The following is a 20753-nucleotide window of genomic DNA, read 5'->3' on the forward strand; positions in this document are numbered from 1 at the left end:
ATGAACAGCACACCAGCACCGCGGTTCGCCTTCATCGGCCTGGCCGTCTCCGACATGGCCGCCTCGGTCGCCTTCTTGCTTTGCCCGGACTTGGAAGAATACGAGCGTGTACACGGCAATTGTGAAGGGCCGTGACCGGCAGCCGTGGCCGGATCGGAGCCCGTACGCCCGGGTGGCAAGGCCCGGGGTGGCAAGGCCCGGGTGACAAGGGCCGGGGCCGCCAACGGCACGATCGGAAAGGAGGCGGCCCCGGCCCCGGTCCGTTCCCGTACGGGCGGGGCATCGACCGCGGAAGCCCGTACGGCTGCGGTCGGCACCCATTCGACGACTTCAACAGCACTTGAAGTCAAGCCCCCGGGTGCGCCCCCGACAGGAAACCGGACACCGCAGCGGGGTAGCCTCGCTCCCGGCGGGGGCCGACAGGCGCCACGGGACAAGGGGCGGACGGATGACGCAGCAGCAGCGCGGCTACTGGCGGGACGCGGACGGCTCGGCCGTCGCCGTCAGCCAGGCGCACATCGTATGGACCAGGGCGGCCTACCCGGCCCTGGTGGACGTGGCCCACCGCTACCACGCGGTGATCACCTACGCCGAGCTGGCCGAGGCCGTCCAGCAGGCCTCCGGGGTGCGCACCAGCGTCAACCAGCGGCACTGGATCGGCAAGGTGCTGGCCCTGGTGGTGCGCGAGGCCCACCGGCGCGGCGACCCGCCGCTGACCGCCCTGGTCGTGCACGCCGCCGACGGCATGGTCGGGGCCGGCTACCAGGACGTGCTGGAGGTCGCCGGACAGCCGCCGATCCTCGACGAGATGGACCGCGAGCAGCACGCCGCCGCCGCCCGGCTCGCCTGCTACCGCCACTTCGGCGCCGACCTGCCCGCCGACGGCGGCATCCCGGCGCTGGCCCCGCGGCTCACCACCACGGTGACCCGCAGGAAGGCCGCCACCGCGAAGGGCGCCACCGCGAAGGGCGCCGCCGCCGCGGCCGCCGCGACGGCCCCGCGCCCGCCGGCGATCTGTCCGAACTGCTTCCTCGAACTGCCCGCGACCCGGGTGTGCGACTCCTGCGGGGCCACCGTCGCCCCCTGAGAACGGGAGCGGCCGGTCGCGTCACACCGCGGCCGGCAGGCGGCCGGGCATCCGCCAGCCCTCGGCCAGGCGCGAGGGGGTCAGGCGCCGGCCCTCGCCGAAGAACTCGCAGAACTTCATGATCAGCGGGTCCCAGCCGACCGGGTCCACGTAGTGGTCGGTGCCCGGCACGATCAGGCGCTCGTCCACGTGGGCGCGCACCACGGAGACCTCGAAGGCGGTGCACCCCGGGTTGCCCGCCAGCGGCCTGGCCTCCTCCAGCCGGCACTCCAGCTGCACCGGGCACTGCGCGGCCCGCGGCGCCCGCACCAGCTCGCCGGGCAGCTCGGTCAGCCCGGCGACGGCGAACTTGTTCCGCTCGTGCCGGTAGCCCTGCGCCAGCCGGTACTCGGCGATCCGCGGGTTGGCGGTCAGCAGCGCGAGGGCGTCCACGGCGTCGACCTGCGCCGCCGAGGGCAGGTTGAGCACGCACTCGCCCTCGCGCCGCAGGTTGGCCGACGTCTGGGAGCTGTTGCCCAGCCCCAGCACGCAGGACTGGCCCAGCCACCACGCCGAGGACATCGGCGCCAGGTTGGCGCTGCCGTCCTCGTTGCGCGAGCCGATCAGCACCACGGGGGTGCCGAAGTACAGGACCTTGAGATCGGTGACCTTGTGCACGGGAAGAGCCGTCCTCGCATCTGGTGAGTCGGTGGCCCGGACCGGATGATCCGCGACCGGACACCGACTCTGCCCCCGCCCGCGCACCGGCGCTGGCGGAGATCGGACACGGCGTTCCCGTACCCCCGCGGGGTCAGCCCAGGCCGCGCACGGCGACCGTACGGGCCTGGCCGTCGGTCAGCCGGTACGACAGGCCCACCACCGCGGCCCGCCCCTCGCCGACCCGGGCGGCCAGCAGCTGGGAGCGCTCCAGCAGCAGGTCCACGGTCTGGCGGATGTGCTCGTCCACGATCGCGTCCGGGTCCTCGATGCCCGCCGCCTTCGCCGACAGCACGCTCGGCGTCACCCGCTCCACCACGTCCCGCACGAAGCCGCCGGGCAGCCTGCCCTGCTCCAGGGAGTCCAGCGCCGCCGCCACCGCGCCGCACGAGTCGTGCCCGAGCACCACCACCAGCGGGCAGTCCAGCACCGCCACCCCGTACTCGATGCTGCCCAGCGCCTCCGCACCGGTCACATGACCGGCGGTGCGCACCACGAACAGGTCGCCCAGGCCCCGGTCGAAGATGATCTCGGCGGCCAGCCGGGAGTCCGAACAGCCGAACAGCACCGCGAAGGGCTTCTGCGCCGGCGCCAGCGCGGCCCGCCGCCCGGCGTCCTGGTTGGGGTGCTCGGGGCTGCCCTCGACGAAACGGGCATTGCCGTCCAGCAGCACCCGCAGGGCCTCGGCGGGATCGGAAATCGGACCGGATATCGGGGAGGAGATCATGCGGCCACCCTAGATCGCCGCCGCCGGAAGCCGCAGCCGGGGGGCCGGGCCGGCGCGAGCGGGCCGCCACCGGGCGGGGGAGAACGTCCGAGGCGCCCGGTACGGTTTCCGGTGTGCCCACCCGTGTGCCCCTCGCCGACCTCGTCCGGCTGCGCCAGGCCCGCGACCGGATGGACCGCGAGTACGACCAGCCGCTGGACGTTCCGACGCTGGCCCGTACCGCGCTGATGTCGCCCGGCCACTTCTCGCGCAGCTTCCGCGCCGCCTACGGGGAGACCCCGTACAGCTACCTCATGACCCGCCGGATCGAACGGGCCAAGGCGCTGCTGCGGCGCGGGGACCTCAGCGTCACGGACGTGTGCATGGCGGTGGGCTGCACCTCGCTGGGCTCCTTCAGCAGCCGCTTCACCGAACTGGTCGGCGAGAGCCCCAGCGCCTACCGCTCCCGCGACCACGCCGACGGCGAGCCCATCCCCGCCTGCATCGCCAAGATCCGCACCCGCCCGGCGCGCCGCACGGAGGCGAAGGACGGCCCCTCTCCCGTAACTTGATGCCCATGAGCATCGAACTCGCGCAGTGCTTCATCGCCGTCGACGACCACGACAAGGCGCTCGCCTTCTACCGCGACGTACTCGGCTTCGAGGTGCGCAACGACGTCGGCTTCGAGGGGATGCGCTGGGTCACCGTCGGCTCGCCCGAGCAGCCCGGGGTGGAGATCGTCCTGGAGCCCCCGCTGGCCGACCCGCACGCCTCCGAGGACGACCGCCGCGCCGCCGCCGAACTCCTGGCCAAGGGCCTGCTGCGCGGCGTCATCTTCCGCACCGACGACTGCGACGCGACCTTCGAGCGCATCCGCGCCGCCGGCGCCGAGGTCCTCCAGGAGCCGATGGACCAGCCCTACGGCGTGCGCGACTGCGCCTTCCGCGACCCGGCGGGCAACATGCTGCGCTTCAACCAGCCGCGCGCCGCGTAGCCGTCGGCGCGCGCCGCTCGCGCGGCCCGGGCGCGGGCAGCGGGTAGTCGGGCAGGGCGATGTCGCCGGCCTTGGCGAACTGGGCGGCCAGGACGGCGCGCAGCGGCCAGCGACCCATCCAGCGCATCGAGGCGGCGCGCAGGCGGATCATCAGGGCGCTGTCGGGGGCGTAGCCGCCGACGCCGCCGGGCGGCAGCTCCTGGGCGCGGGCGACGTAGGGGCGCATCCGCTCCTCGTAGCGGGCGTAGGCGGTGGTGAAGTCGCCCGCGGCGGCGGCGAGTTCACCGGCCAGCAGGTAGGCGCCGACCAGGGCCAGGCTGGTGCCCAGGCCGGTGAGCGGGCTGGGGCTGTAGCCGGCGTCGCCGAGCAGGGCGACGCGGCCGCGGCTGTAGCGCTCCAGGTGGATCTGGCCGAAGGAGTCGAAGGCGAAGTCGTCGGCGGCGGCCAGGCCGGCGACCAGGCGCTCCACCCGCCAGCCCGCGCCGGCGAAGCGGGCGGCGAGCAGCCGGCGCCGGGCGGCGTCGTCGCCGCGCTCGAGGGCGAGCGGCTCGGAGCGGAAGGCCAGGGAGGCCTTGACCTCGCCGGGCAGCCGGCCCGGCCGGGCGGCGGCGACCAGCCCGCCGGGGGCGTTGTACATCAGGAACCAGCCGTCCAACTCGCGGGCGAGCGCCGGGTCGTGGACGGTGAACCAGCAGTGGTAGCCGCCGAGCGGGCGGTAGTGGTCCTGCTCCGGGCCGAAGGCCAGGCGGCGCACCGCGGAGTGCAGCCCGTCGGCGCCGACGACCAGGCCGAAGCGGCGGGCGGGGGAGTTCTCGAAGCGGACGGTGACGCCGTCGGCGTCCTGCGCCAGGGCGGTGACCGTGTCGTCGTAGCGGTACTCGACGCCGTCGGTGGCCTGCCGGAGCAGGTCGGCCAGGTCGCCGCGCAGGATCTCGATCTCGGAGACGATGCCCTCGCCCTCGAACAGCTCGACGGGCATCCGGGCGGCGTGCCGGCCGCGGCTGTCGACCAGGGCGATGCCGCGCTGCTCCACGCACAGCGCGCGGGCGCGCTCCATCAGGCCCATCCGCTCGATGACGGTGCGTCCGGCGCCGCGCAGGTCGACGGCCTGCCCGCCGGGGCGCGGGCCGGGGGCCCGCTCGACGACGGTGGGGTTGAAGCCGTGGCGGCGCAGCCAGTAGGCGAGGGCGGGGCCGGCGATGCCGGCGCCGGAGATGAGGATGTCGGTGTTCTCCATGTCCGCAACCGTACGCCGTACGCGTGGTGCTCAACAGGCCATTTTCTGCGGTTGTTTGGGGCCTGCGCACTAGTGCACTAGGGCACTTCCGGGGCCGCGGCGAGGGTTCGCGCAGGCGGGCGGCGTCCGCAGGTGCACTAGTGCGCGCGGGGGCGGGCCGACGGGTCGGGGGCGCGTCAGGGACGGCTCGGGGGCGCGTCAGGGACGGCTCGGGGGCGGCTCAGGGCCGGGCCGGGCGGGCCGGGGCCGAGCCCGGGGCGTCAGGGCTTCGGCGCGGTGCCCATCAGGGTGTGCAGCAGGTCCTCGCCCAGGGCCAGGCCGGTCCGCGACTCGTCCGACAGCTCGTAGTCGCGGTACCACTCCGCCGGTGCCTCCGGGTGCGGCCCGCTGACCGCCACCCGGCCCGCGCCGTAGCCGGCCACCACCGCGGCGGCCCGGTCGTTGGTGTACCGGGCCAGCACGTCCGCGCCCGGGCCGTCCACGTCGAAGTACGGGCCGTCCTGGAAGTACATCCGCTGCGGCCGCCCGCGCCAGGAGACGTCCACCAGGTGGTCCTGCTCGTCGGTGACGGTGGCGCCCCCGGAGCTGATGTACTGCCCGGAGTCGCCCGGCAGGAGGCCGTAGCCGGGCTCGCGGCCCGCCAGGTAGCCGCCCATGCACAGGCCCAGGTAGTGCCCGCCGCCGCGCACGTAGGCGCGCACCAGCTCCGGGGAGAAGCCCGGGTCGCGCTGCAGCAGGCGCCAGGCGGTGGACACCTCCTGCCCGTTGGTGCCGCCCGGCTGCACGTACAGCGCCACGCCGGACAGCGCGTCCGGGCCGAAGCGGACCTGCTCCTGGGGCCCGATGTAGCGCACCGCGTAGCCGTCGTGCTCCAGCAGGTCGTGCGCCGCCTCCGGGCAGCCCTCGCAGGCCGCCGGGCCCCGGTAGACCAGGGCCACCGGACGGCCCTGCGGGTCCGGCCCCGCCCCGCCCGCGGGCGCTGCCTGGTCCGCCCGGGCGGCGCCGCTCCCGCCGCCTGCGCCTTGGGACGGGGACGCCCCGCACGCCGACGCCGCCAGCACCACCGCCGCCAGCATCAGCGCCGCCGCACCCCGTCCAGCCCTCATGACCTGCACTCCTGCCGCCCTCCCCGGGCCGTAGCCGTCCGCCGCCACGACGCTACGTGCCAGGCACCCCGGCCCGCACACCAGCCCCCCTGGCCGGGTGAACGCGAGGCACGCGATTGACGGCCCCCGGAGCCCGGCCCGCCGCTTCGGGGATCAGTCCTCCCGCAGCGCCCGCACCACCGCCGACAGGTCCCGCTCGGCGATCGACGGGTCCGCCAGCAGCGCCTGCCGGGCCGCCGCCAGCAGCGGGCCGCCGCCCGCCAGGGCGAGGTCCTTGGCGGCCAGCCGCACCGGGAAGTCCGACTCCGCGCTGCGCGCCCGGGCCACCACCCCCGCGAGCGGCCCGGCCGCCAGCACCTCCAGCGCCTGCTCCTGGGGCACGCCCAACTCGCCCGCCACCGCCAGGACTTCGTCCAGCACGGCGACCGAGGCGACGATCCCTCCCATCACCACCACCTTCAGCGCCGCCCCCGTCCCCGGCCCGCCGCAGCGCCGCACCCGCCCCAGGTGGGACAGCACCGGCTCGGCGCGCTCCAGGTCGGCGTCCTCGCCGCCCGCGTAGACGGTCAGCCCGCCGGCGGCGGCCGGTCCCACGCTGCCCAGCACCGGGGCGTCCACCAGGGCCACACCGTCCGGCAGTTGCCCGCGCAGCCCGGCCACGGCGCGCGGGCCGATCGAGGACATGTCGATCCACAGGGTGCCCGGCGCCAGTGCGGCCGCGAACCGGCCGGCGACCTCGGCCGCGGCCTGCGGGTCGGCCAGCATGGTGACGACGATGTCGGCCCCGGCCACGGCCTCGGCCGCACTCGCAGCCTCGGTGAGGCCGTCGGCGCGCCCGGGAGTGCGGTTCCAGACGGTCAGCGGGTAGCCGGCGGCGGCCAGGCGACGGGCCATCGGCAGCCCCATCCGGCCCAGGCCCAGAAAGGCGATCTTTTCCATGGCCACCACGCTAGGCACCCACGAGCCAGGCGACAAACGAATGTCCCGCATGGTACCCATGCGCAATGGACATGGCTTGGCTGGACGTCTTCCGCACCGTCGCGCACCTGGGCTCCTTCACCGCCGCCGGGGAGCGCCTCGGCTTCACCCAGTCCGCCGTCTCCCGCCAGATCGCCACCCTGGAAGCCGAGTTGGGCGCCCCGCTGTTCGACCGCCTGGCCCGCGGCGTCCGGCTCACCGAACACGGCAGAGCCCTGCTCCCGCACGCCGAAGCCCTGCTGGAACGCCTCGACACCACCCGCCGCGACCTCCTCGCCCTCACCGAACTGGACACCGGGCGCCTGCGGGTGGGCGCCTTCGACAGCGCCAACGCCGAACTCGTCCCCAGCGCCCTGGCCGCCTTCCGCACCGCCCACCCGCAGGTCGAGACCACCCTCACCGAAGGCCTCACCGTCCAACTGCTCGACCGCCTCGCCGACGCCACCATCGACCTCGCCGTGGTCGCCTCCTACGCCGACGACCCCCAGGACGCCTACGACACCGACCGGTTCGACCTGCGACCACTGCTCGCCGACCCCGTCCTGGTCGCCCTCCCGCCCGGCCACCGGCTCGCCGGCCGGCGCCGCCTGCGCCTGGCCGAACTCGCCGACGAACCCTGGATCGCCGCCCGCCGCGACCCCGGATCCACCCTGCTCGCCGCCTGCCTGCGCAGCGGCTTCCAGCCCCGCATCGAGTACGCCGTCGGCGCCTGGCCCGCCAAACTCGGCCTGGTCGCCGCCGGGTTGGGCCCCACCCTCATCCCGTCCCTGGCCGCCCGCGCCGCCCGCCCCGACATCGTCCTGGTCCCCCTCCACCCCCAGGACACCCCCGTGCGGCACGTCGCCACCGCCACCCGCAGGGGGCAGCGGGTACCGCCCGCGGCGGCCGGCTTCCTCGGCTTCCTGCGGGCGGCGGCCGGGAGCCATGCGGCGGCGGGCACTCACCGGAGCCGACGCCCCGAGCGGCCGGAAGCCACCGGGGCCGACGCTCACCCGAGCTGACGCTCCGCCGCCTGCACCGTCTGGGCCAGCAGCACCGCGATCGTCATCGGCCCCACCCCGCCGGGCACCGGGGTGATCAGCGACGCGCGGAGCCGGGCCGTCTCGAAGTCCACGTCGCCCACCGGGCCGGGGTGGTAGCCCGCGTCGACCACCACCGCGCCCGGCTTGACGTCCGCCCCCGCGATGAACCGCGGCCGCCCCACCGCCGCGACCAGCACGTCCGCCTCCCGCACCAGCGAGCGCAGGTCCGCGGTGCGCGAGTGGCAGTACGTCACGGTGGCGTCCCGCCCGAGCAGCAGCAGGCCCGCCGGCCGGCCCAGGATGGCGCTGCGCCCCACCACGACCGCGTGCTTGCCCGCGAGGTCGACGCCGTACTCGTCCAGCAGCCGCACGATCCCGCCGGGCGTGCAGGAGACGAAGCCCGGCAGGCCGAAGCCCATCGCCGCGAAGGAGTGCGTGGTCACCCCGTCGACGTCCTTCTCCGGGGCGATCGCCTCGAACGCGGCCCGCTCGTCGAGGTGCGGGCCCACCGGGTGCTGGACCAGGATGCCGTGCACCCCCGGATCCGCGGACAACCCGCCGACCGCGTCCACCAGTTCGGCGGTGCTCACCGAGGCGGGCAGGGCCACGTGCCGCGACGCGATGCCCGCCCGGGCACAGGCGGCGCGCTTCATCCGGACGTACGTCACCGAGGCCGGGTCCTCGCCGACCAGGACGGTCGCCAGACAGGGCGCCGTCCCGGTGCGCCGGCGCAGCTCGGCGGCCGCGGCCGCACTGGTCCCGGTGAGCCGGCGGGCCGGGCCGGTGCCGTCCATCAGACGGGCCTGCTGGAGATCGGTCACGGGGGTGTCGGTCACGGGGGCGCTCCTGAGCTCGCACGAGTCGCCCAGGCGCACGGCATCGACGGATGTCGGGCCGCTCCCCGGTGGTACTCCACCCCAGCGCCAGTCACGGCCCGCCCCCAGGGTAACCGAGCGGCGCGGGAACCCGGTTGAAGAACCGGGCGGTTGCGGGCGAGCATGCACACCATGAGCGAGCGACCCGAGCGATGGACCCAGGCCACCGTCCACCCCGACATGTGGGCCGACCCGGACGACGACCCGCGCAACAGCGAAGGCCCCGCCCCGGACGGCGAAGCCGCCACCATCGAGGACTACCTGACCAACTACCGCCACACCCTGCGGATGAAGTGCGAGGGCCTGGACGCCGAGCAGCTCGCCCGGCGCTCGGTGCCGCCCTCGACGATGTCCCTGCTCGGCCTGGTGCGCCACCTGGCCGAGGTGGAGCGCGACTGGCACAACTGGATCCGCGCGGGCGAGCCGCTGCCCAAGCTGTACGGCGCCCGCGACGCCGACTTCGACGGCGCGCTCGCCGACCCGACCCTGGTCGAGGCCGCCTGGCGCGACCTGGAGCGCGAACAGGCCGCGCTGGACACCGAGTTGGCCGCCCATCCGGACCTGGGCGAGCGCCTCGGCAAGCAGCGGCTCTCGGTCCGGGAACTGCAGGTCCACCGCATCGAGGAGTACGCCCGCCACTGCGGCCACGCCGACCTGCTGCGCGAGTGCGTCGACGGCCGCGTGGGACAGTGACGCGGGCTGCCGGTGCCCAGGCCGCCCACCCTGGAGTCCCTCCTGCCTGCGGGCGTCGGCGGGGCCTCAGGAGAGCCCGGCGAGGCGGCGCTCGAACTCCTCCGGGGTGCGCACCCCTTCCTCCAGGACCGCCCGGTAGATCCCCCAACTGCGCACGCCGCGCCCGTACTCGGGGCGGTCGGCCCAGGCGTGCTTGATCCGCAGGATCGCGGTGCGGGCCTGCCCGGTCAGCCGCGGGGGCAGGTCGCGCAGGTGGGCGAGGTCGGGCTGGCGGTCGGGGTCGTCGACGAACCACAGGTCGAGGGTCCAGTCGTGCCCGTCGGGGGAGCGGTGGTCCAGGCCCAGGTAGAGGCCGTCCGGGTAGGCGGCCGGGTCCTCGTTCCAGACCCCGGTGTCGTTGCGGAAGCGCACCTGCCGCACCCGCTCGTGCAGCGCCAGGCGCGCCCCGGCGGCGGCCACCCGCTCGTGGACGGAGGCGTCCAGGCGCGGGCACACCACGGTGACGTCCAGGTCCCGGCGCACCATCAGCCCCAGGGCCGAACTGCCCACCCGCACCGGGGTGCCCAGGGCGCCGAGCAGGGCGTCCAGGCCCAGGTCGGCGTGGACCGCGTCGGCTTCGGCCTGCAAGGCGCGCTGGCGCTCCAGGAGGTGCTCGTCGGTCGGCGCGGCGCTCGTCACCGGGCCAGTCTGCCACGGGCCCCGCGAGCGGAGTCGAGCGGTGGAAACGGTGATCGGGTGCCCCGTGTCCGTGGGTCCTTCCGTCCCTGCTCCGGTCGTCATGACGACGACGGAGAGCACCGCCCCGCCGCCGCCACCCCTTCCCGGCCCGCCACGGTGGGGCCGGGACCTGCTCCGGGCCCGACCGGGCCGCGGGGTCGCGTGGTCGCGGGGGCCGCTCGACGGGCCGGGGCGGGCCGGGTGTGGAACGGTGGAAGGCCAGGGGATCGGGGTCCCGGCTGCGAGAGGAGTCGCCATGTCGTCGAAGCGCCGCCGCAAGAAGAAGGCCCGGGCCAGGCGCGGGGCCAACCACGGCCGCCGGCCCCAGTGCTGAGCAGGTGAGCGGCTGAGCGGCCGAGCCGTGCGGCCCCGCGTCCGGCCCTCGGACGCGGGGCCGCACGTACGGTCACCCTGCGCAGTCGAGCGCGGCCGCCTTGCGCAGCAGCACCGCCCGCTCGCGGGTGTTGCGGCACAGCCGGGCGGCGAGCTCCAGCTCGGCCCGGGCCTCGGCGGTGCGGCCCAGGCGGCTCAGCAGCTCGCCGCGCACCCCCGGCAGCAGGTGCGAGCCGGCGAGGCGCCCGGAGACGGCCAGGTCGTCGACCAGGGCGAGGGCCGGCCCCGGCCCCTCGGCCATCGCGACGGCCACCGCCCGGTTGAGCTCGACCACCGGGGACGGCGCCACCCGGCCGAGGGCCTCGTAGAGCAGCACGATCCGCTCCCAGTCGGTGCCGGCCACCGACGGCGCCGCCGCGTGGCAGGCCGCGATGGCCGCCTGGAGGCCGTACGGGCCCAGGCCCCGCCCCGGGGCGGCGGCCCGGCCGAGGGCGGCCAGGCCGCGGCGGATCGCCGAGTGGTCCCAGCGGCGCCGGTCCTGGTCCTCCAGGAGCACCGCCTGCCCGTCCGGGCCGGTGCGGGCCGGGAAGCGCGAGGCGGTGAGCTCGAACAGGGCGAGCTGCCCGTGCACCTGCGGCTCGTCGGGCAGCAGGGCGGCCAGCGTCCGGGCCAGGCGCAGCGCCTCGTAGGCGAGGTCGGGGCGCAGCAGGTCGGTGCCGGCCGTGGCCGTCGAGCCCTCCGTGAACACCACGTACAGGACGCTCAGGACGGCGCCCAGCCGGGCCCGCCGCTCCCGCTGCGGCGGCAGCTCGAAGGGGACGTGCGCGGCGGCGATGGTCCCGGCCGGTGCTGCCCGGGGGAGCCTCCCGCTACCCCCCGGCCGGGGCCTGCGGCAGGGCGGCGCCGAGGGCGATGGCGCGGGCGGCGATGCGCTGGAGTTCGGCGAGGTGGGCGGCCAGGGCGTGGCGGCCCTCGGGGGTCAGGCGCAGCCAGGTGCGGGGGCGCTTGCCGACGTAGCCGCGGCGGACCTTGACGTACGAGGCGGCCTCCAGGGTGCTGACCACCTTGCTCAGGGCCGACTCCGAGACCCCGCAGCCCTCCCGGACGGCGCGGAACTCCGCCTCGGCGCAGCCGGAGAGGAAGGCCACCACGGTCAGCCGGGTGGGCTGGTGGATCAGCTCGTCGAAGGCCGGAGCGGGCGGCGGGTCGGCGCTCACGCGGCGCCCGCCCCGGCCGCCCGCCTGCGGCGCAGCAGCAGGAGGTGGGTGAGACCCCCGGTGAGGCCGAGGGTGAGCAGGAACCCGGGCAGGCCGAACGGCAGGGCCAGCGCCCCGGCCGCGACCAGCGGCAGCAGCTGGAGCGCGAACGCGCGCAGTCCGGCGGCCCCGTGCGGCAGGGCCGGGACGATGCCCGGCCGGTGCTCGACCCGGTGGCTGACCACCACGTGGCCCACCAGCAGCAGCGCCGCGACGAGCTGCAGGAGTGCGGCCGCGAGCCAGAGCCGCTCCGGCAGCAGGACCGACAGGCCGATCCCGGCGAACCCCGCCCCGAACAGGCCGGCGGCCGTGGCCGGGTACCAGTCGGGCAGCGGGTTGGGCCGCCCGGCCGCCGCCCTGGCCCGGTGCGCGGAGCGCAAGGACGCGAGGGCGTCCTCGGGGCCGATGTCGTGAAAGTTCATCCGATGCTCCAACTCCCCGTTTCCGGAAGGATCCTGACAGCACCGGAGATCCTGGCATTTACTTTCCCGCCGGGCAAGTACTAGCGTGTCGGGCATGGGCAAGGGGGAGGCTGGAGACATGACCTGGAGGGCTGCCGCCGCCGTTGCGCCGGCGAGGCCGCCGTCCCCGGCCGCGGCCTTGAGCGCGAGCGGCCGGCCAGGACCGCTTGCTGACCCCCTGATACGAAAGTCGCCCGACTGATACGAAAGCCGCCCGACGCGCCCTGGTCCGTCCGATCATGCCGGGCGACTCCCACCCCGTGGGGACGGGCCCGCCAGGGCTTCGGATCACTGACCCCGACGAAGGAAGAAAGAGGCACCACCATGCTCGTCCCCCTCCCCGGCTCCCCGCAGCCGGCCGCCCTCGAACCGCTCAAGGCCGCCCTGCGCGCCGCCCTGGACACCGCCGACCAGGTCGAACAGCAGGGCCTGCGCCGGGCCCTGCAGATCGTCGAGGACTTCGTCCCGGCCGCCGCCCCGACCCCGGTGGACTGGGCCCGCGGCGTCCTGGCACACGCCGGGATCGACCCCCGCACGGCCGAGGTCAAGGCCGTTCGGGAACTGCGCCGCGCGCACCCCCGCCTCAGCCTCAAGGACGCGGTCGCGCTGGTCCGGCTGGTCGTCGGGCAGTCCTGAGCTTGAAGTCCTCCCCGCCCTAAAGGACGGGGATTCCTACCACCGGCAGGTGCCGGTCTCGGTGGGTTCCTGCTTCAACGCGCTGCGCCGGAACGGATCCGGTCTTACCTGCGCTCTGCGAGGCGTTTAGCCTGTCCGCCCTTCCGGCGGCCAGGATGTTGCGTGCCGCGTTCACGTCCCGGTCGTGGACGCTCCCGCACCCCCCGCACGTCCACTCCCGGACGCCGAGCGGCTTGGGACCGTCCTTGACACCACAGGCAGAGCAGACCTGCGAGGTCGGCTCGAAGCGTCCGATCCTCCCGAAGTACCGGCCGTGCCGGGCGGCCTTGTACTCCAGCATGGTGACGAACGCCGACCATCCGGCGTCGTGCACGCTCCTGGCGAGCCGGGTCCGTCCGAGACCGGACACCGCGAGGTCTTCCACGTACAGCGCTTGGTTGTCGCGCACGAGTCGCGTGGATTCCTTGTGGTGCCAGTCCCGGCGGCGGTCGGCCACGCGGGCGTGCTGACGTGCGACCTTCTTGCGGGCCTTGGCCCGGTTGTTGCCGCCCTTCACGCAGCGGGACAGGGCCTTCTGCAGCCGCTTGAGCTTGCGCTCCGCCTGGCGCAGGAACTTCGGCGCCTCGATCTTCCTCCCGTCCGGGAGAACGGCGAAGTGTGTGAGTCCGAGGTCGATCCCGGTCTCGGCGTCCAGCGGGCCGCCGAAGTCGAGGTCTTCGACGACCTGCGGCTGCGTGTCCACGACGAAGGACGCCCAATAACGGTCGGCGGCGTCCTTCGTGACCGTGACACTGGTCGCCGTCGCCGGGAGCGGCCGGGACCAGCGCACCTCGAGGTCGCCGACCTTCGCCACATACATCGTGCCGTTGTCCCGAAGGGAGAAGCCGTTCGCGGTGAGCCGGATCGACTGCTCGCCGTCCCGCTTGGACTTGAAGCGCGGCGGCGCGACCCTCGGGCCCTTGCGGCTGCCGGAGAGGGAGGCGAAGAAGTTCCGGTAGGCGGTGTGCAGATCCCGCAAGGACTGCACCAGTACCACCGACGACACCTCGCCCAGCCACCCGCGCTCGGTCGTGCGCTTCGCGGCGGTGATCACCAGCTTCTGCAAGTCGGTGTCCCTGATGTACGGCTGCCCCGCCGCATGGGCTTCCCGACGGGCGCGAAGACCGTCGTTGAAGACCACACGAGCGCATCCGAACGCCCGTGCCAGCAAATGACGCTGACCCGGCGTGGGATACACCCGGTAGTTGTACCGGAGCTGCACAACCAAGACCGTAGCATTTGGTCTATGGCCACAAGTGGCGAATACCGGCGCGGTCGACACGTTGTTTCCGTGATGCATGTTCATTTGGTCTTTGTGACGAAGTACCGGCGAGGCGTGATGAACGACGAGATGCTGAACGCCTGCGAGGCCACCATGCGCAAGGTGTGTGAGGACTTCGAGGCAACCCTCGTCGAGTTCAACGGTGAGACCGATCACGTCCACCTGCTGGTGAACTACCCGCCGAAGGTGACCGTGTCCGGCCTGGTGAACAGCCTCAAGGGCGTCTCCGCCCGCATTCTGCGCCGGGACTTCACCGGTCACGTGAATCGCGCCATCATGCACGGCCACTTCTGGTCACCGTCCTACTTCGCCGCATCCTGCGGCGGCGCACCGATCAGCATCGTCCGGCAGTACATCGAACAACAGCAGCGCCCGCTGTAAGCGCTCCGCGCTGCGGACCGTCCCGGCTAACCCCGCCCTGAAGGACGGGGCTTGCGCCGGACAAGTGGGTCACCCCGCCATGGCTGCGGCGCCACGGCTGCCGGCGCTACGGCTGCGCGAGGTAGCCGGCCGTGAAGGCGTCCAGGTCGGCCAGGGCCGCGGCCAGGTCGGCGCGGGAGAGCTGCCGGGCGGCGGCGCCGGTGGCCAGCAGGTGGCCCAGCGCGGCCCGGCAGGTGGGGACGGGCGAGGCGGACGCCGGGAGGGTGCAGCTGATCTCCTGGGCGGGGCCGCCGGGGGACTGGAAGGTCACCAGGGCGACCGTGCGGTTCGGCCCGCCGGTGGCCGGCAGGTTGGGCTCGCGGGTGTTCGCCGGGACCCCGACGGCCGCCAGCAGCAGGCCCGGCGCCCGGGTGGGGACGGGGTGCACCCGGGTCGCGGGCGAGCGCTGCGGGGCGTTGCAGGTGTTCGGGGCGGCCCCCGCCGCGGGGAGCAGTCCGCAGGCCAGGTCGACGTCGGTCTGCGCACCGCCGCTGACGAAGACGGCCTGCACCACCGCGTCGAAGCGGGTGCTCGCCGGGTCGGCGGCCGGGGCGCCGGGGTGGACGTACGCCTGCTCGCCGCCGTCCCCGGCGAAGAACACCGCGTCGCAGCTCCAGCCCGCGGGCGCGACCAGGAAGTGCACCTCACCGGGGTAGCGGGCGCCGTACACCGCCGCCGTCGCCGGCACCTCCACCCCGTCCGGCACCGGCACCGAGGCCGGGACGGCCCCCGGCGGCGGCCCCGGCACGCCGGTCCGCGCCGGACAGGCCCGCACCGGCGCACTCCCGGCCGCCGCCGCCACCCCCGCCCCGGGCACGAACGACCCGCCCGCGGCGAGCAGCACCGCCACCGCCGCCACCCTCAGCCGACGCCCACCGGATGCGCCACCCATCGCTCCACCTCCAGGCACGCAACGGAGACCCCCGGGACACGGCGGACCGGCCGCCGTACTCCTGCCACCAGGCTAGGACCCGCCTGCGCACTCCCGCCTGCGGGGCGAGGGGGCGCTGTCGGTGCGTACCCCTACCGTGGGCGCATGATCGATTCCCGGCTGCTCCGCGACCTGCGCCGACGCTTCCCCGACCGCAGTGCCGAAGGCCGTACGGCACCGCTGCTGCCGGGGCGTCAGGTGGTGCCGTCGCTGTGGGTGAGCGACGGGCCGGCGCCGGCGGGCGCCTGGGAGCGGCTGCGCCGGGAGCACGCGCGGTCGGGGCTGTGGCCGCTGCTGCTGGCGCCCGGCAACGACGTCCCGCACCTGGAGGCGCGGGACCTGGGCCTCGAACCGGTCGGGTCGGGGGAGCCCGCGGCGCACCCGCACGACGTGGCGGCCCTGTTGCGCGCATGGTGGGAGACGTCGGTGCTGTGGTGCCCGTCGGGCGACCCGCAGGAGTGCGCCGACCTGTGGGAGACGCTGGCGCCCTACGGTGACACCTGGCCCGGCCCCGCCCCGGCCGCGGCACCGCGGCGGGACCCGCAGGAGTGCGCCGACCGCCTGGCCCGCCGACTGCTGCGCGCCCGGCCCTCGCTGCGGATCGCGCTGGTCCGCGCGGACGGCGGCGCCCAGGCGTTGGCCGCCTGCGGCTGGAACGGCACCAACGGCCACGGCGACAGCGGCGAGATCGCCGCCGTGCTGCACAGCTGGCAGGACCGCTTCGGCGCCCGCCTCGTCGAAGTGGGCGCCGCCTCGCTGGAGTTGAGCGTCGCGGCGCCGCCGGCGAGCCGGGAGGAGGCGCTGCTGGTGGCGGCCGAGCATGCTGCCTTCTGCCCGGACAACGTCCTGCGGGCAGAGGAGGGCCTGGCCGGCTACGCCGAGGAGCTGGTCGACGCCGGCAACTGGGGCTTCTGGTGGGACTGACGGACGGCCGGCCTCGGCCCCCTGGACGTCCTCCCCGTCCTTCGCGGCGGGGAGGACGTCAAAGCGGTGCCGCCCCGGCCCGGGCGCGTTCGGCGAGGGCCCGTTCGGCGCGGGCGCGTTCGGCGCGGGCGCGGGTGCGGACCTCGGCGACGGCCGGGCAGGTGGCGTAGACCCGGGCCAGGTGGGCGAGGTGGTCGGCCTCGCCGTCCATGGTGTCCGTGCTGTCCGCGACGCTCACGGCCGGTGCGGCGGCCGGTGCGGCGGGCCCGGGCCCGGGCCGGGTGCCGGCCGCGGCCAGCTCCAGGGCGGCGGCCAGCGTCGCCGCCTCGGCGGTGGCGGCGGCGTGGGCGGAGGGCGGCGGGAAGCGGCGGGCGGCGCGCTCCAGCCACTGCGCGGTGCGCGGGTCCAGGTGCTGGCGCAGGATCAGGCGGGCGTCGTGGATCTCGATGATCCGCCGGTAGAGCGCGAACCGGGGGTCGCGCGGGGGCAGCGGCAGGCGGCGGGCCGGGTCGAGGGCGATCTCCGGCAGCACGGTGTGCAGGTCGCGCCAGAGCGGGGTGAGCGCCCGGTAGCGGCGGTGGGCGAGCAGCCAGCCCCGCACCGCCCCGGCCGCGGCCGGCCACAGGGTGCTGGCCAGGCCGGCCGCGATCAGCGCCGCGCACAGTCCGCCCAGCACTGCGCACAGGAGGTCCTCGGGGCCGTCCTGGCTGCCGGTGACGGCCGCGCGCAGCACGTCGTCCATGCTCCAGGCGTTCCACAGCAGCCCGGCCACCAGCGCGCCGGTCAGCAGCCGCAGCCCGGTGCCCAGGCGCCCGGGGCCCACCGCGCGGGCGCGCCGGGCCAGTTCACGCAGCAGCGCGGTCAGGCACACGGCGGTGTGCAGCATGCCCACGGCGGTGTACCCGGCCAGCGCCAGGCGCGCGGACACCTCGGGGCCGACCGTCAGGTCCTCGCCCGCCAGGCCCGGCGCGGCGGCGGTGATCAGCGCCAGCCGCAGCCCCAGCACCCCGGCCAGCAGGGCCAGTCCGCCCCGCACCTCCCGCCGTACGGGCTCGGCGACGGGGCTCCCGTGCCCGGCGGCGGGTCCCGCGTCGGCCGCCCGCAGCGCCGGGGCGAGCAGCCGCATCGCCGCGGCCGCGCCGTCGCGCAGCCCGTCGCCGAGCACGATCACCGGCACCGCCAGCAGCGCAACCCCCGTGCCCTGCACCGCCCGTACGGTCGGCGGGGCGAGCACCAGCAGGGCGGCGCCGAGCAGGGCCGTGCCGTAGCAGGTGAAGCGGGCGGCGGCGCGGGAGTCGATCCGGCTGCGCGAGAAGTGGGCGGAGCTCAGCACGAAGAACAACCCGACCGGGTAGAGGGCCAGTTCGCTCACGGCCGGCCCTCCGGCGCTCCGCCGCCGGGCTCCCGCGTCCCACTGCCGGGCTCCCGGGCGGGCTCGCCGGGCGGGGGGCCGGCGGCCAGCAGGACGCCCAGCGCGTCCAGCGACCCGCGGGCCGTCCCCGCCCCCGTCCCCGGCCGGTCGGCCGCGTCGGCCCGGTCCGCGCGGCTGAGGATCAGCGAGGCCAGCAGCTCCGCCTCCCGCTCCTGCGGCTCGTCGTAGCCGGTGCGCCCCAGCACCCGCTGCACCAGCGCGGGGGAGAGGCTGGGCAGCAGCGCGGCGGCCGGGGCCAGCGGGGCGGAGCCGGCGTGGTCGAGCAGCAGGTGCGCGATCTCGTGCACCAGGATGTGCCGTTGGTGCAGCACGCCGGTGTCCGCCGCGTACAGGATGTAGTCCGCCTCCAGGGTGGAGACCAGCAGTCCGCAGGGGGCGTGCGGGCGGGCCGGCACCGGCAGCAGCTCGATCGGGCGTCCGCGCCGCACGGCCAGCTGCTCCAGCAGCACCACCGGGTCGAACGGGCGCGGCAGCTCCAGCTGTTCGGCCATCCGGCGACAGCGCCGCAGCGTGGACCGGTAGCCCCACCAGTCAGCCCACAAGCCGAACTCCCCTCGCCGCTCCACCCCTACGGTCCCTGCGCCGGCGCCTCCGTACGTGCGCGCCGACGGTCCTGTCCGCCCCGCGGCTCCCGGGCCCGGACCCCGCCCTCAGGATGAGCGGGGTCTGCGCGCCGCGTCCCGGCGGGCGATCACGTCGACCAGCTCGCTGACGGTGTCCAGGCCCTCCGGCGACAGGCCCACCGCCCGCAGTGCCAGACTGCGCACGCCCGCGTCGCGCAGCGCGCCGAGCAGCGCCAGCTCCTTGGCGATCTCGGCGCCCTGCTGCTCGTCGAAGAAGTAGGCGGGCGGGACCTGGAAGAACTGGGCCAGCGCCTCCAGGTGGCGCTTGGTCGGGTTGTCCCGGCGGCCGGTGCGCAGCTGCCACAGGTAGGTGGTGGAGAAGGACTCCCCGGTCGCCTCGCGGCAGGCCCGGGCCACTTCCTCGTTGGTGTACTGCTCGCGGTCGGGGCGGCGCACGGTGTGGAACAGGGCCTCGATCCGGTCCGACAGCCCCGTGGCCTCCGCGCCCGCGGGGCCGTCCGCGCCCGCGTGCCCGTCCGCGTGCCCGTTCGCGGGCCCGTCCTCGGCGTGCCCGTCCAGCTCGGGTGGAGCACCCTCCGGCCCCACCTGAACGCCGTCCCCCGTCGACTCCGTCATGCCCCACCTTCCTCGTGCCCGGGCCCTCCGCGCCGCGACCTCGGCGGACGGACAGGGCCGGCCAGGTCACGATAGCCGAACGGCATCAGCTGGCGTGGATCAGAAGATACCCGCAATCAACGCCAGTTGACCCGCGTAGCGTCGGCTGACATCCTGGACGGGCAGGCCCGCAGGCGCCGCCCGATCGATCTGACACACCATCAAGCCAGCTCGTCCCGGCGACACTTGACGATTCCACCGGACCGCCCGAACGACCTCGGCGCCCCGGCCGGAGGGGTCGACTCCCGTGAGACCGCACGGCGCCGGCACACCGGGCCCGGGCACCCGCACCACGCCCGCCGCACCGCACCTGCCGCAGCGCCGTACCGCCGCCCGGCGGGAACGGCCCGACCGGCCGGACCCCCGACGCCACGACGCGAGAAGGGGGCACCCGTGGACACCACGCCGCGCGGGCGGAGCGCACCGCCGGGACGGGCGGGACGGGCGCGAGCGCGCACCCAGGCGCCACCGCCGACACCGGCCGCCCCGGCGAGCGGCCCCCGCCCCGCCCCGGCGGCCGACTCGCACCCAGGCCCCCGCCCCGCCCCGCAGACCGTCCGCCTGGCCTTCCTGTGGCGGGCCGCCGGCGCACCCGTCGGCTGCCTCCTCGCCCTCGCCATGGGCATCGTCCTCGCCCAGACCGGCGTCGCCGGCCGCCTCGGCGCCGTCCCCGCCCTCCTGCTCTCCGGCACCGCCGTCCTCGGCGTCGCCCTGCCCGTCCCCTACGGCTTCTGGCTGCGCGCCGACACCGAAGGCCTCACCCTGGTACGGGCCTTCCTCCCGCGCCACTACCCCTGGCAGGACATCGTCGGCCTCACCATGGAGGCCGACGAGGACCCCGACTCCGGCGCCGCCCGCCTGGTCCTCCTGCTGCGACTGGCCCCCGCCCCCGGCACCGCCGCAGCCCGCAGCGAACGCGAGCGCCGAATCCACGGACCGGTCCTCGGGGCTGTCGGCACCACCCCCGACGGCCTGCCGCGCGGCACCGAACCCCGCCACCTGGCCGAGCTGTTCGACCTGCTGCGCCGCCACGGCGTCCCGCTGGAGGACCCGCGCTACGCCGACGCCGTCCTCACCGCCCACGGCTACCCGGCCCTCGCCCACACCGCCCGCCCCGCCCCGCCCCTACGCCCCGGAGCCTCCCGCTCACCCTCCGTCTGATCCCCTGATCCTCCCCGCGCCCCGCGTCCGTTGACCCCGACGGGGGCGCGTCCGCCGGACGGCGCGCCGCGAGGGCGGGAGGCGAACGTGCTCAGGTTCCACGGCGCTTGGCGGATCACCGTGGTCGGCCGCACCACCGACTTCGACCAACGGGCGGTCGTCCGCGGCCCGTACGGCACCCGGGTGCTGCCCGGACGGCCCGGCGCCGTCCTGGAGGTGGACGGCGAGAGCTGGACGCTCACCCTGGAACACCGCCCCCGCGGCCGCGCCTGGCAGCCCAACCTGCGCACCACCCCGGGGCCGCTCACCGAACGCGACGGCGTGCGCAGCCGGCTGCTCACCAGCAACGACCGCCACCGGCCGGGGAAGCCGCGGTGCTACGTCAACTTCGTGCTGCGCCTGGACCAGCCATCGGCCCCGACGGCCCCGGCCTGCCCGACGGCCCCGGCGTGCCCGGCCCCTGCCCCGCCCCGCGGCTCCAGGGTCGCCTAAAGTCCCAGGTGAGCACCGTCGCGCCGCCCCGAGGAGA

At 75.8% G+C, this 20753-nt stretch carries 25 protein-coding genes, 1 pseudogene and 1 riboswitch; of the genes and pseudogenes, 11 read left to right on the plus strand and 15 right to left on the minus strand.

Features of this window, described 5'->3' with window-relative positions; all coding sequences use genetic code 11:
- Positions 1-448 precede the first annotated feature (448 nt).
- The gene (locus ABTY61_RS36570; protein ID WP_350509499.1) at positions 449-1087 is read left to right on the plus strand and encodes a hypothetical protein; all 639 of its coding nucleotides are present in this window, start codon (positions 449-451) and stop codon (positions 1085-1087) included.
- A 21-nt stretch (positions 1088-1108) separates the two neighbouring features.
- On the opposite strand, the gene ABTY61_RS36575 is transcribed toward ABTY61_RS36570, so the two are convergent.
- Positions 1109-1744, minus strand: coding sequence for a flavin reductase family protein (locus ABTY61_RS36575; RefSeq protein ID WP_350509500.1), 636 nt, complete (start codon positions 1742-1744; stop codon positions 1109-1111).
- A gap of 133 nt (positions 1745-1877) precedes the next feature.
- The gene (locus ABTY61_RS36580) at positions 1878-2510 is read right to left on the minus strand and encodes a carbonic anhydrase (protein WP_350509501.1); all 633 of its coding nucleotides are present in this window, start codon (positions 2508-2510) and stop codon (positions 1878-1880) included.
- Between the two features lie 125 nt (positions 2511-2635).
- Between ABTY61_RS36580 and ABTY61_RS36585 the strand changes: the two genes are divergently transcribed.
- On the plus strand, positions 2636-3061 hold the full coding sequence (locus ABTY61_RS36585) for a helix-turn-helix transcriptional regulator (RefSeq protein ID WP_350509532.1): 426 nt from the start codon (positions 2636-2638) through the stop codon (positions 3059-3061).
- Positions 3062-3066: 5 nt separating this feature from the next.
- A complete protein-coding gene (locus ABTY61_RS36590; RefSeq protein ID WP_350509502.1) occupies positions 3067-3483 on the plus strand; it encodes a VOC family protein in 417 nt (138 codons plus the stop codon).
- Here ABTY61_RS36590 and ABTY61_RS36595 read toward each other — a convergent pair.
- From ABTY61_RS36595 to ABTY61_RS36605, 3 genes are all read right to left on the minus strand, one after another.
- Complete coding sequence (locus ABTY61_RS36595; RefSeq protein WP_350509503.1) at positions 3461-4720, minus strand: FAD-dependent monooxygenase; 1260 nt, start codon at positions 4718-4720, stop codon at positions 3461-3463. The two genes, ABTY61_RS36590 and ABTY61_RS36595, sit on opposite strands and share 23 nt — an antisense overlap.
- A gap of 260 nt (positions 4721-4980) precedes the next feature.
- Positions 4981-5826: a BPL-N domain-containing protein gene (locus tag ABTY61_RS36600; protein ID WP_350509504.1), complete on the minus strand. Its 846-nt coding sequence runs from the start codon at positions 5824-5826 to the stop codon at positions 4981-4983.
- A 153-nt stretch (positions 5827-5979) separates the two neighbouring features.
- Positions 5980-6765, minus strand: a complete 786-nt coding sequence (locus ABTY61_RS36605; RefSeq protein WP_350509505.1) for an NAD(P)-dependent oxidoreductase — start codon at positions 6763-6765, stop codon at positions 5980-5982.
- A gap of 65 nt (positions 6766-6830) precedes the next feature.
- On the opposite strand from ABTY61_RS36605, the gene ABTY61_RS36610 reads away from it, so the two are divergent.
- Positions 6831-7805, plus strand: a complete 975-nt coding sequence (locus ABTY61_RS36610; protein WP_350509506.1) for a LysR family transcriptional regulator — start codon at positions 6831-6833, stop codon at positions 7803-7805.
- On the opposite strand, the gene ABTY61_RS36615 is transcribed toward ABTY61_RS36610, so the two are convergent.
- Positions 7793-8620, minus strand: coding sequence for a bifunctional 5,10-methylenetetrahydrofolate dehydrogenase/5,10-methenyltetrahydrofolate cyclohydrolase (locus tag ABTY61_RS36615; RefSeq protein ID WP_350509533.1), 828 nt, complete (start codon positions 8618-8620; stop codon positions 7793-7795). The genes ABTY61_RS36610 and ABTY61_RS36615 overlap by 13 nt on opposite strands.
- Positions 8621-8682: 62 nt before the next feature.
- Positions 8683-8767: riboswitch (ZMP/ZTP riboswitch) on the minus strand.
- A gap of 66 nt (positions 8768-8833) precedes the next feature.
- On the opposite strand from ABTY61_RS36615, the gene ABTY61_RS36620 reads away from it, so the two are divergent.
- Positions 8834-9394: a DinB family protein gene (locus ABTY61_RS36620; protein ID WP_350509507.1), complete on the plus strand. Its 561-nt coding sequence runs from the start codon at positions 8834-8836 to the stop codon at positions 9392-9394.
- 66 nt (positions 9395-9460) lie between these two features.
- Here the strand turns inward: ABTY61_RS36620 and ABTY61_RS36625 are convergent, their stop codons facing one another.
- Positions 9461-10072 (minus strand): hypothetical protein, encoded by a 612-nt coding sequence (locus tag ABTY61_RS36625; RefSeq protein ID WP_350509508.1) that lies wholly within the window; start codon positions 10070-10072, stop codon positions 9461-9463.
- A gap of 295 nt (positions 10073-10367) precedes the next feature.
- Between ABTY61_RS36625 and ABTY61_RS42080 the strand changes: the two genes are divergently transcribed.
- On the plus strand, positions 10368-10445 hold the full coding sequence (locus ABTY61_RS42080) for a hypothetical protein (protein WP_464336931.1): 78 nt from the start codon (positions 10368-10370) through the stop codon (positions 10443-10445).
- Between the two features lie 72 nt (positions 10446-10517).
- Here the strand turns inward: ABTY61_RS42080 and ABTY61_RS36630 are convergent.
- The 3 genes and pseudogenes from ABTY61_RS36630 to ABTY61_RS36640 form a co-directional block, all read right to left on the minus strand.
- Positions 10518-11282: pseudogene (locus tag ABTY61_RS36630) on the minus strand (RNA polymerase sigma factor); the annotation flags it as partial.
- 31 nt (positions 11283-11313) lie between these two features.
- A complete protein-coding gene (locus ABTY61_RS36635; RefSeq protein WP_350509509.1) occupies positions 11314-11661 on the minus strand; it encodes a winged helix-turn-helix domain-containing protein in 348 nt (115 codons plus the stop codon).
- A complete protein-coding gene (locus ABTY61_RS36640; RefSeq protein ID WP_350509510.1) occupies positions 11658-12122 on the minus strand; it encodes a hypothetical protein in 465 nt (154 codons plus the stop codon). The genes ABTY61_RS36635 and ABTY61_RS36640 overlap by 4 nt, the downstream gene beginning before the upstream one ends.
- A 363-nt stretch (positions 12123-12485) precedes the next feature.
- Between ABTY61_RS36640 and ABTY61_RS36645 the strand changes: the two genes are divergently transcribed.
- The gene (locus tag ABTY61_RS36645; RefSeq protein WP_350509511.1) at positions 12486-12797 is read left to right on the plus strand and encodes a hypothetical protein; all 312 of its coding nucleotides are present in this window, start codon (positions 12486-12488) and stop codon (positions 12795-12797) included.
- A gap of 19 nt (positions 12798-12816) precedes the next feature.
- Here ABTY61_RS36645 and ABTY61_RS36650 read toward each other — a convergent pair whose 3' ends face one another.
- The gene (locus ABTY61_RS36650) at positions 12817-14058 is read right to left on the minus strand and encodes an RNA-guided endonuclease InsQ/TnpB family protein (RefSeq protein ID WP_350509512.1); all 1242 of its coding nucleotides are present in this window, start codon (positions 14056-14058) and stop codon (positions 12817-12819) included.
- Positions 14059-14082: 24 nt separating this feature from the next.
- Here ABTY61_RS36650 and tnpA point away from each other — a divergent pair, with 24 nt between their 5' ends.
- Positions 14083-14499 (plus strand): IS200/IS605 family transposase, encoded by a 417-nt coding sequence (gene tnpA, locus ABTY61_RS36655; protein ID WP_350509513.1) that lies wholly within the window; start codon positions 14083-14085, stop codon positions 14497-14499.
- Between the two features lie 106 nt (positions 14500-14605).
- On the opposite strand, the gene ABTY61_RS36660 is transcribed toward tnpA, so the two are convergent.
- Positions 14606-15430: a hypothetical protein gene (locus tag ABTY61_RS36660; RefSeq protein WP_350509514.1), complete on the minus strand. Its 825-nt coding sequence runs from the start codon at positions 15428-15430 to the stop codon at positions 14606-14608.
- Between the two features lie 144 nt (positions 15431-15574).
- Here ABTY61_RS36660 and ABTY61_RS36665 point away from each other — a divergent pair, with 144 nt between their 5' ends.
- The gene (locus tag ABTY61_RS36665) at positions 15575-16393 is read left to right on the plus strand and encodes a DUF4253 domain-containing protein (RefSeq protein ID WP_350509515.1); all 819 of its coding nucleotides are present in this window, start codon (positions 15575-15577) and stop codon (positions 16391-16393) included.
- 58 nt (positions 16394-16451) lie between these two features.
- Here ABTY61_RS36665 and ABTY61_RS36670 read toward each other — a convergent pair whose 3' ends face one another.
- From ABTY61_RS36670 to ABTY61_RS36680, 3 genes are all read right to left on the minus strand, one after another.
- Positions 16452-17765, minus strand: a complete 1314-nt coding sequence (locus ABTY61_RS36670; RefSeq protein ID WP_350509516.1) for an MAB_1171c family putative transporter — start codon at positions 17763-17765, stop codon at positions 16452-16454.
- Positions 17762-18367, minus strand: coding sequence for a ParH-like protein (locus ABTY61_RS36675; protein ID WP_350509517.1), 606 nt, complete (start codon positions 18365-18367; stop codon positions 17762-17764). The genes ABTY61_RS36670 and ABTY61_RS36675 overlap by 4 nt, the downstream gene beginning before the upstream one ends.
- A 108-nt stretch (positions 18368-18475) precedes the next feature.
- Complete coding sequence (locus tag ABTY61_RS36680; protein WP_350509518.1) at positions 18476-19024, minus strand: helix-turn-helix domain-containing protein; 549 nt, start codon at positions 19022-19024, stop codon at positions 18476-18478.
- A 432-nt stretch (positions 19025-19456) separates the two neighbouring features.
- Here ABTY61_RS36680 and ABTY61_RS36685 point away from each other — a divergent pair, with 432 nt between their 5' ends.
- Positions 19457-20224, plus strand: a complete 768-nt coding sequence (locus ABTY61_RS36685; protein WP_350509519.1) for a hypothetical protein — start codon at positions 19457-19459, stop codon at positions 20222-20224.
- 87 nt (positions 20225-20311) lie between these two features.
- Positions 20312-20716 carry a hypothetical protein gene (locus ABTY61_RS36690; RefSeq protein WP_350509520.1) on the plus strand — a complete coding sequence of 135 codons (405 nt, stop codon included), beginning with the start codon at positions 20312-20314 and terminating at the stop codon, positions 20714-20716.
- Positions 20717-20753 lie beyond the last annotated feature (37 nt).

Origin of the sequence: Kitasatospora sp. NPDC096128 (genome assembly GCF_040303105.1) — a bacterium.
Lineage (GTDB): Bacteria > Actinomycetota > Actinomycetes > Streptomycetales > Streptomycetaceae > Kitasatospora.

Coding starts and splice junctions, on each gene's coding strand:
- ABTY61_RS36570 (WP_350509499.1), top strand. CDS start 449: ATGACGCAGCAGCAGCGCGGCTACTGGCGGGACGCGGACGGCTCGGCC.
- ABTY61_RS36580 (WP_350509501.1), bottom strand. CDS start 2,510: ATGATCTCCTCCCCGATATCCGGTCCGATTTCCGATCCCGCCGAGGCC.
- ABTY61_RS36590 (WP_350509502.1), top strand. CDS start 3,067: ATGAGCATCGAACTCGCGCAGTGCTTCATCGCCGTCGACGACCACGAC.
- ABTY61_RS36595 (WP_350509503.1), bottom strand. CDS start 4,720: ATGGAGAACACCGACATCCTCATCTCCGGCGCCGGCATCGCCGGCCCC.
- ABTY61_RS36600 (WP_350509504.1), bottom strand. CDS start 5,826: ATGAGGGCTGGACGGGGTGCGGCGGCGCTGATGCTGGCGGCGGTGGTG.
- ABTY61_RS36605 (WP_350509505.1), bottom strand. CDS start 6,765: ATGGAAAAGATCGCCTTTCTGGGCCTGGGCCGGATGGGGCTGCCGATG.
- ABTY61_RS36610 (WP_350509506.1), top strand. CDS start 6,831: ATGGACATGGCTTGGCTGGACGTCTTCCGCACCGTCGCGCACCTGGGC.
- ABTY61_RS36615 (WP_350509533.1), bottom strand. CDS start 8,620: ATGGACGGCACCGGCCCGGCCCGCCGGCTCACCGGGACCAGTGCGGCC.
- ABTY61_RS36620 (WP_350509507.1), top strand. CDS start 8,834: ATGAGCGAGCGACCCGAGCGATGGACCCAGGCCACCGTCCACCCCGAC.
- ABTY61_RS42080 (WP_464336931.1), top strand. CDS start 10,368: ATGTCGTCGAAGCGCCGCCGCAAGAAGAAGGCCCGGGCCAGGCGCGGG.
- ABTY61_RS36640 (WP_350509510.1), bottom strand. CDS start 12,122: ATGAACTTTCACGACATCGGCCCCGAGGACGCCCTCGCGTCCTTGCGC.
- ABTY61_RS36645 (WP_350509511.1), top strand. CDS start 12,486: ATGCTCGTCCCCCTCCCCGGCTCCCCGCAGCCGGCCGCCCTCGAACCG.
- tnpA (WP_350509513.1), top strand. CDS start 14,083: ATGGCCACAAGTGGCGAATACCGGCGCGGTCGACACGTTGTTTCCGTG.
- ABTY61_RS36660 (WP_350509514.1), bottom strand. CDS start 15,430: ATGGGTGGCGCATCCGGTGGGCGTCGGCTGAGGGTGGCGGCGGTGGCG.
- ABTY61_RS36665 (WP_350509515.1), top strand. CDS start 15,575: ATGATCGATTCCCGGCTGCTCCGCGACCTGCGCCGACGCTTCCCCGAC.
- ABTY61_RS36680 (WP_350509518.1), bottom strand. CDS start 19,024: ATGACGGAGTCGACGGGGGACGGCGTTCAGGTGGGGCCGGAGGGTGCT.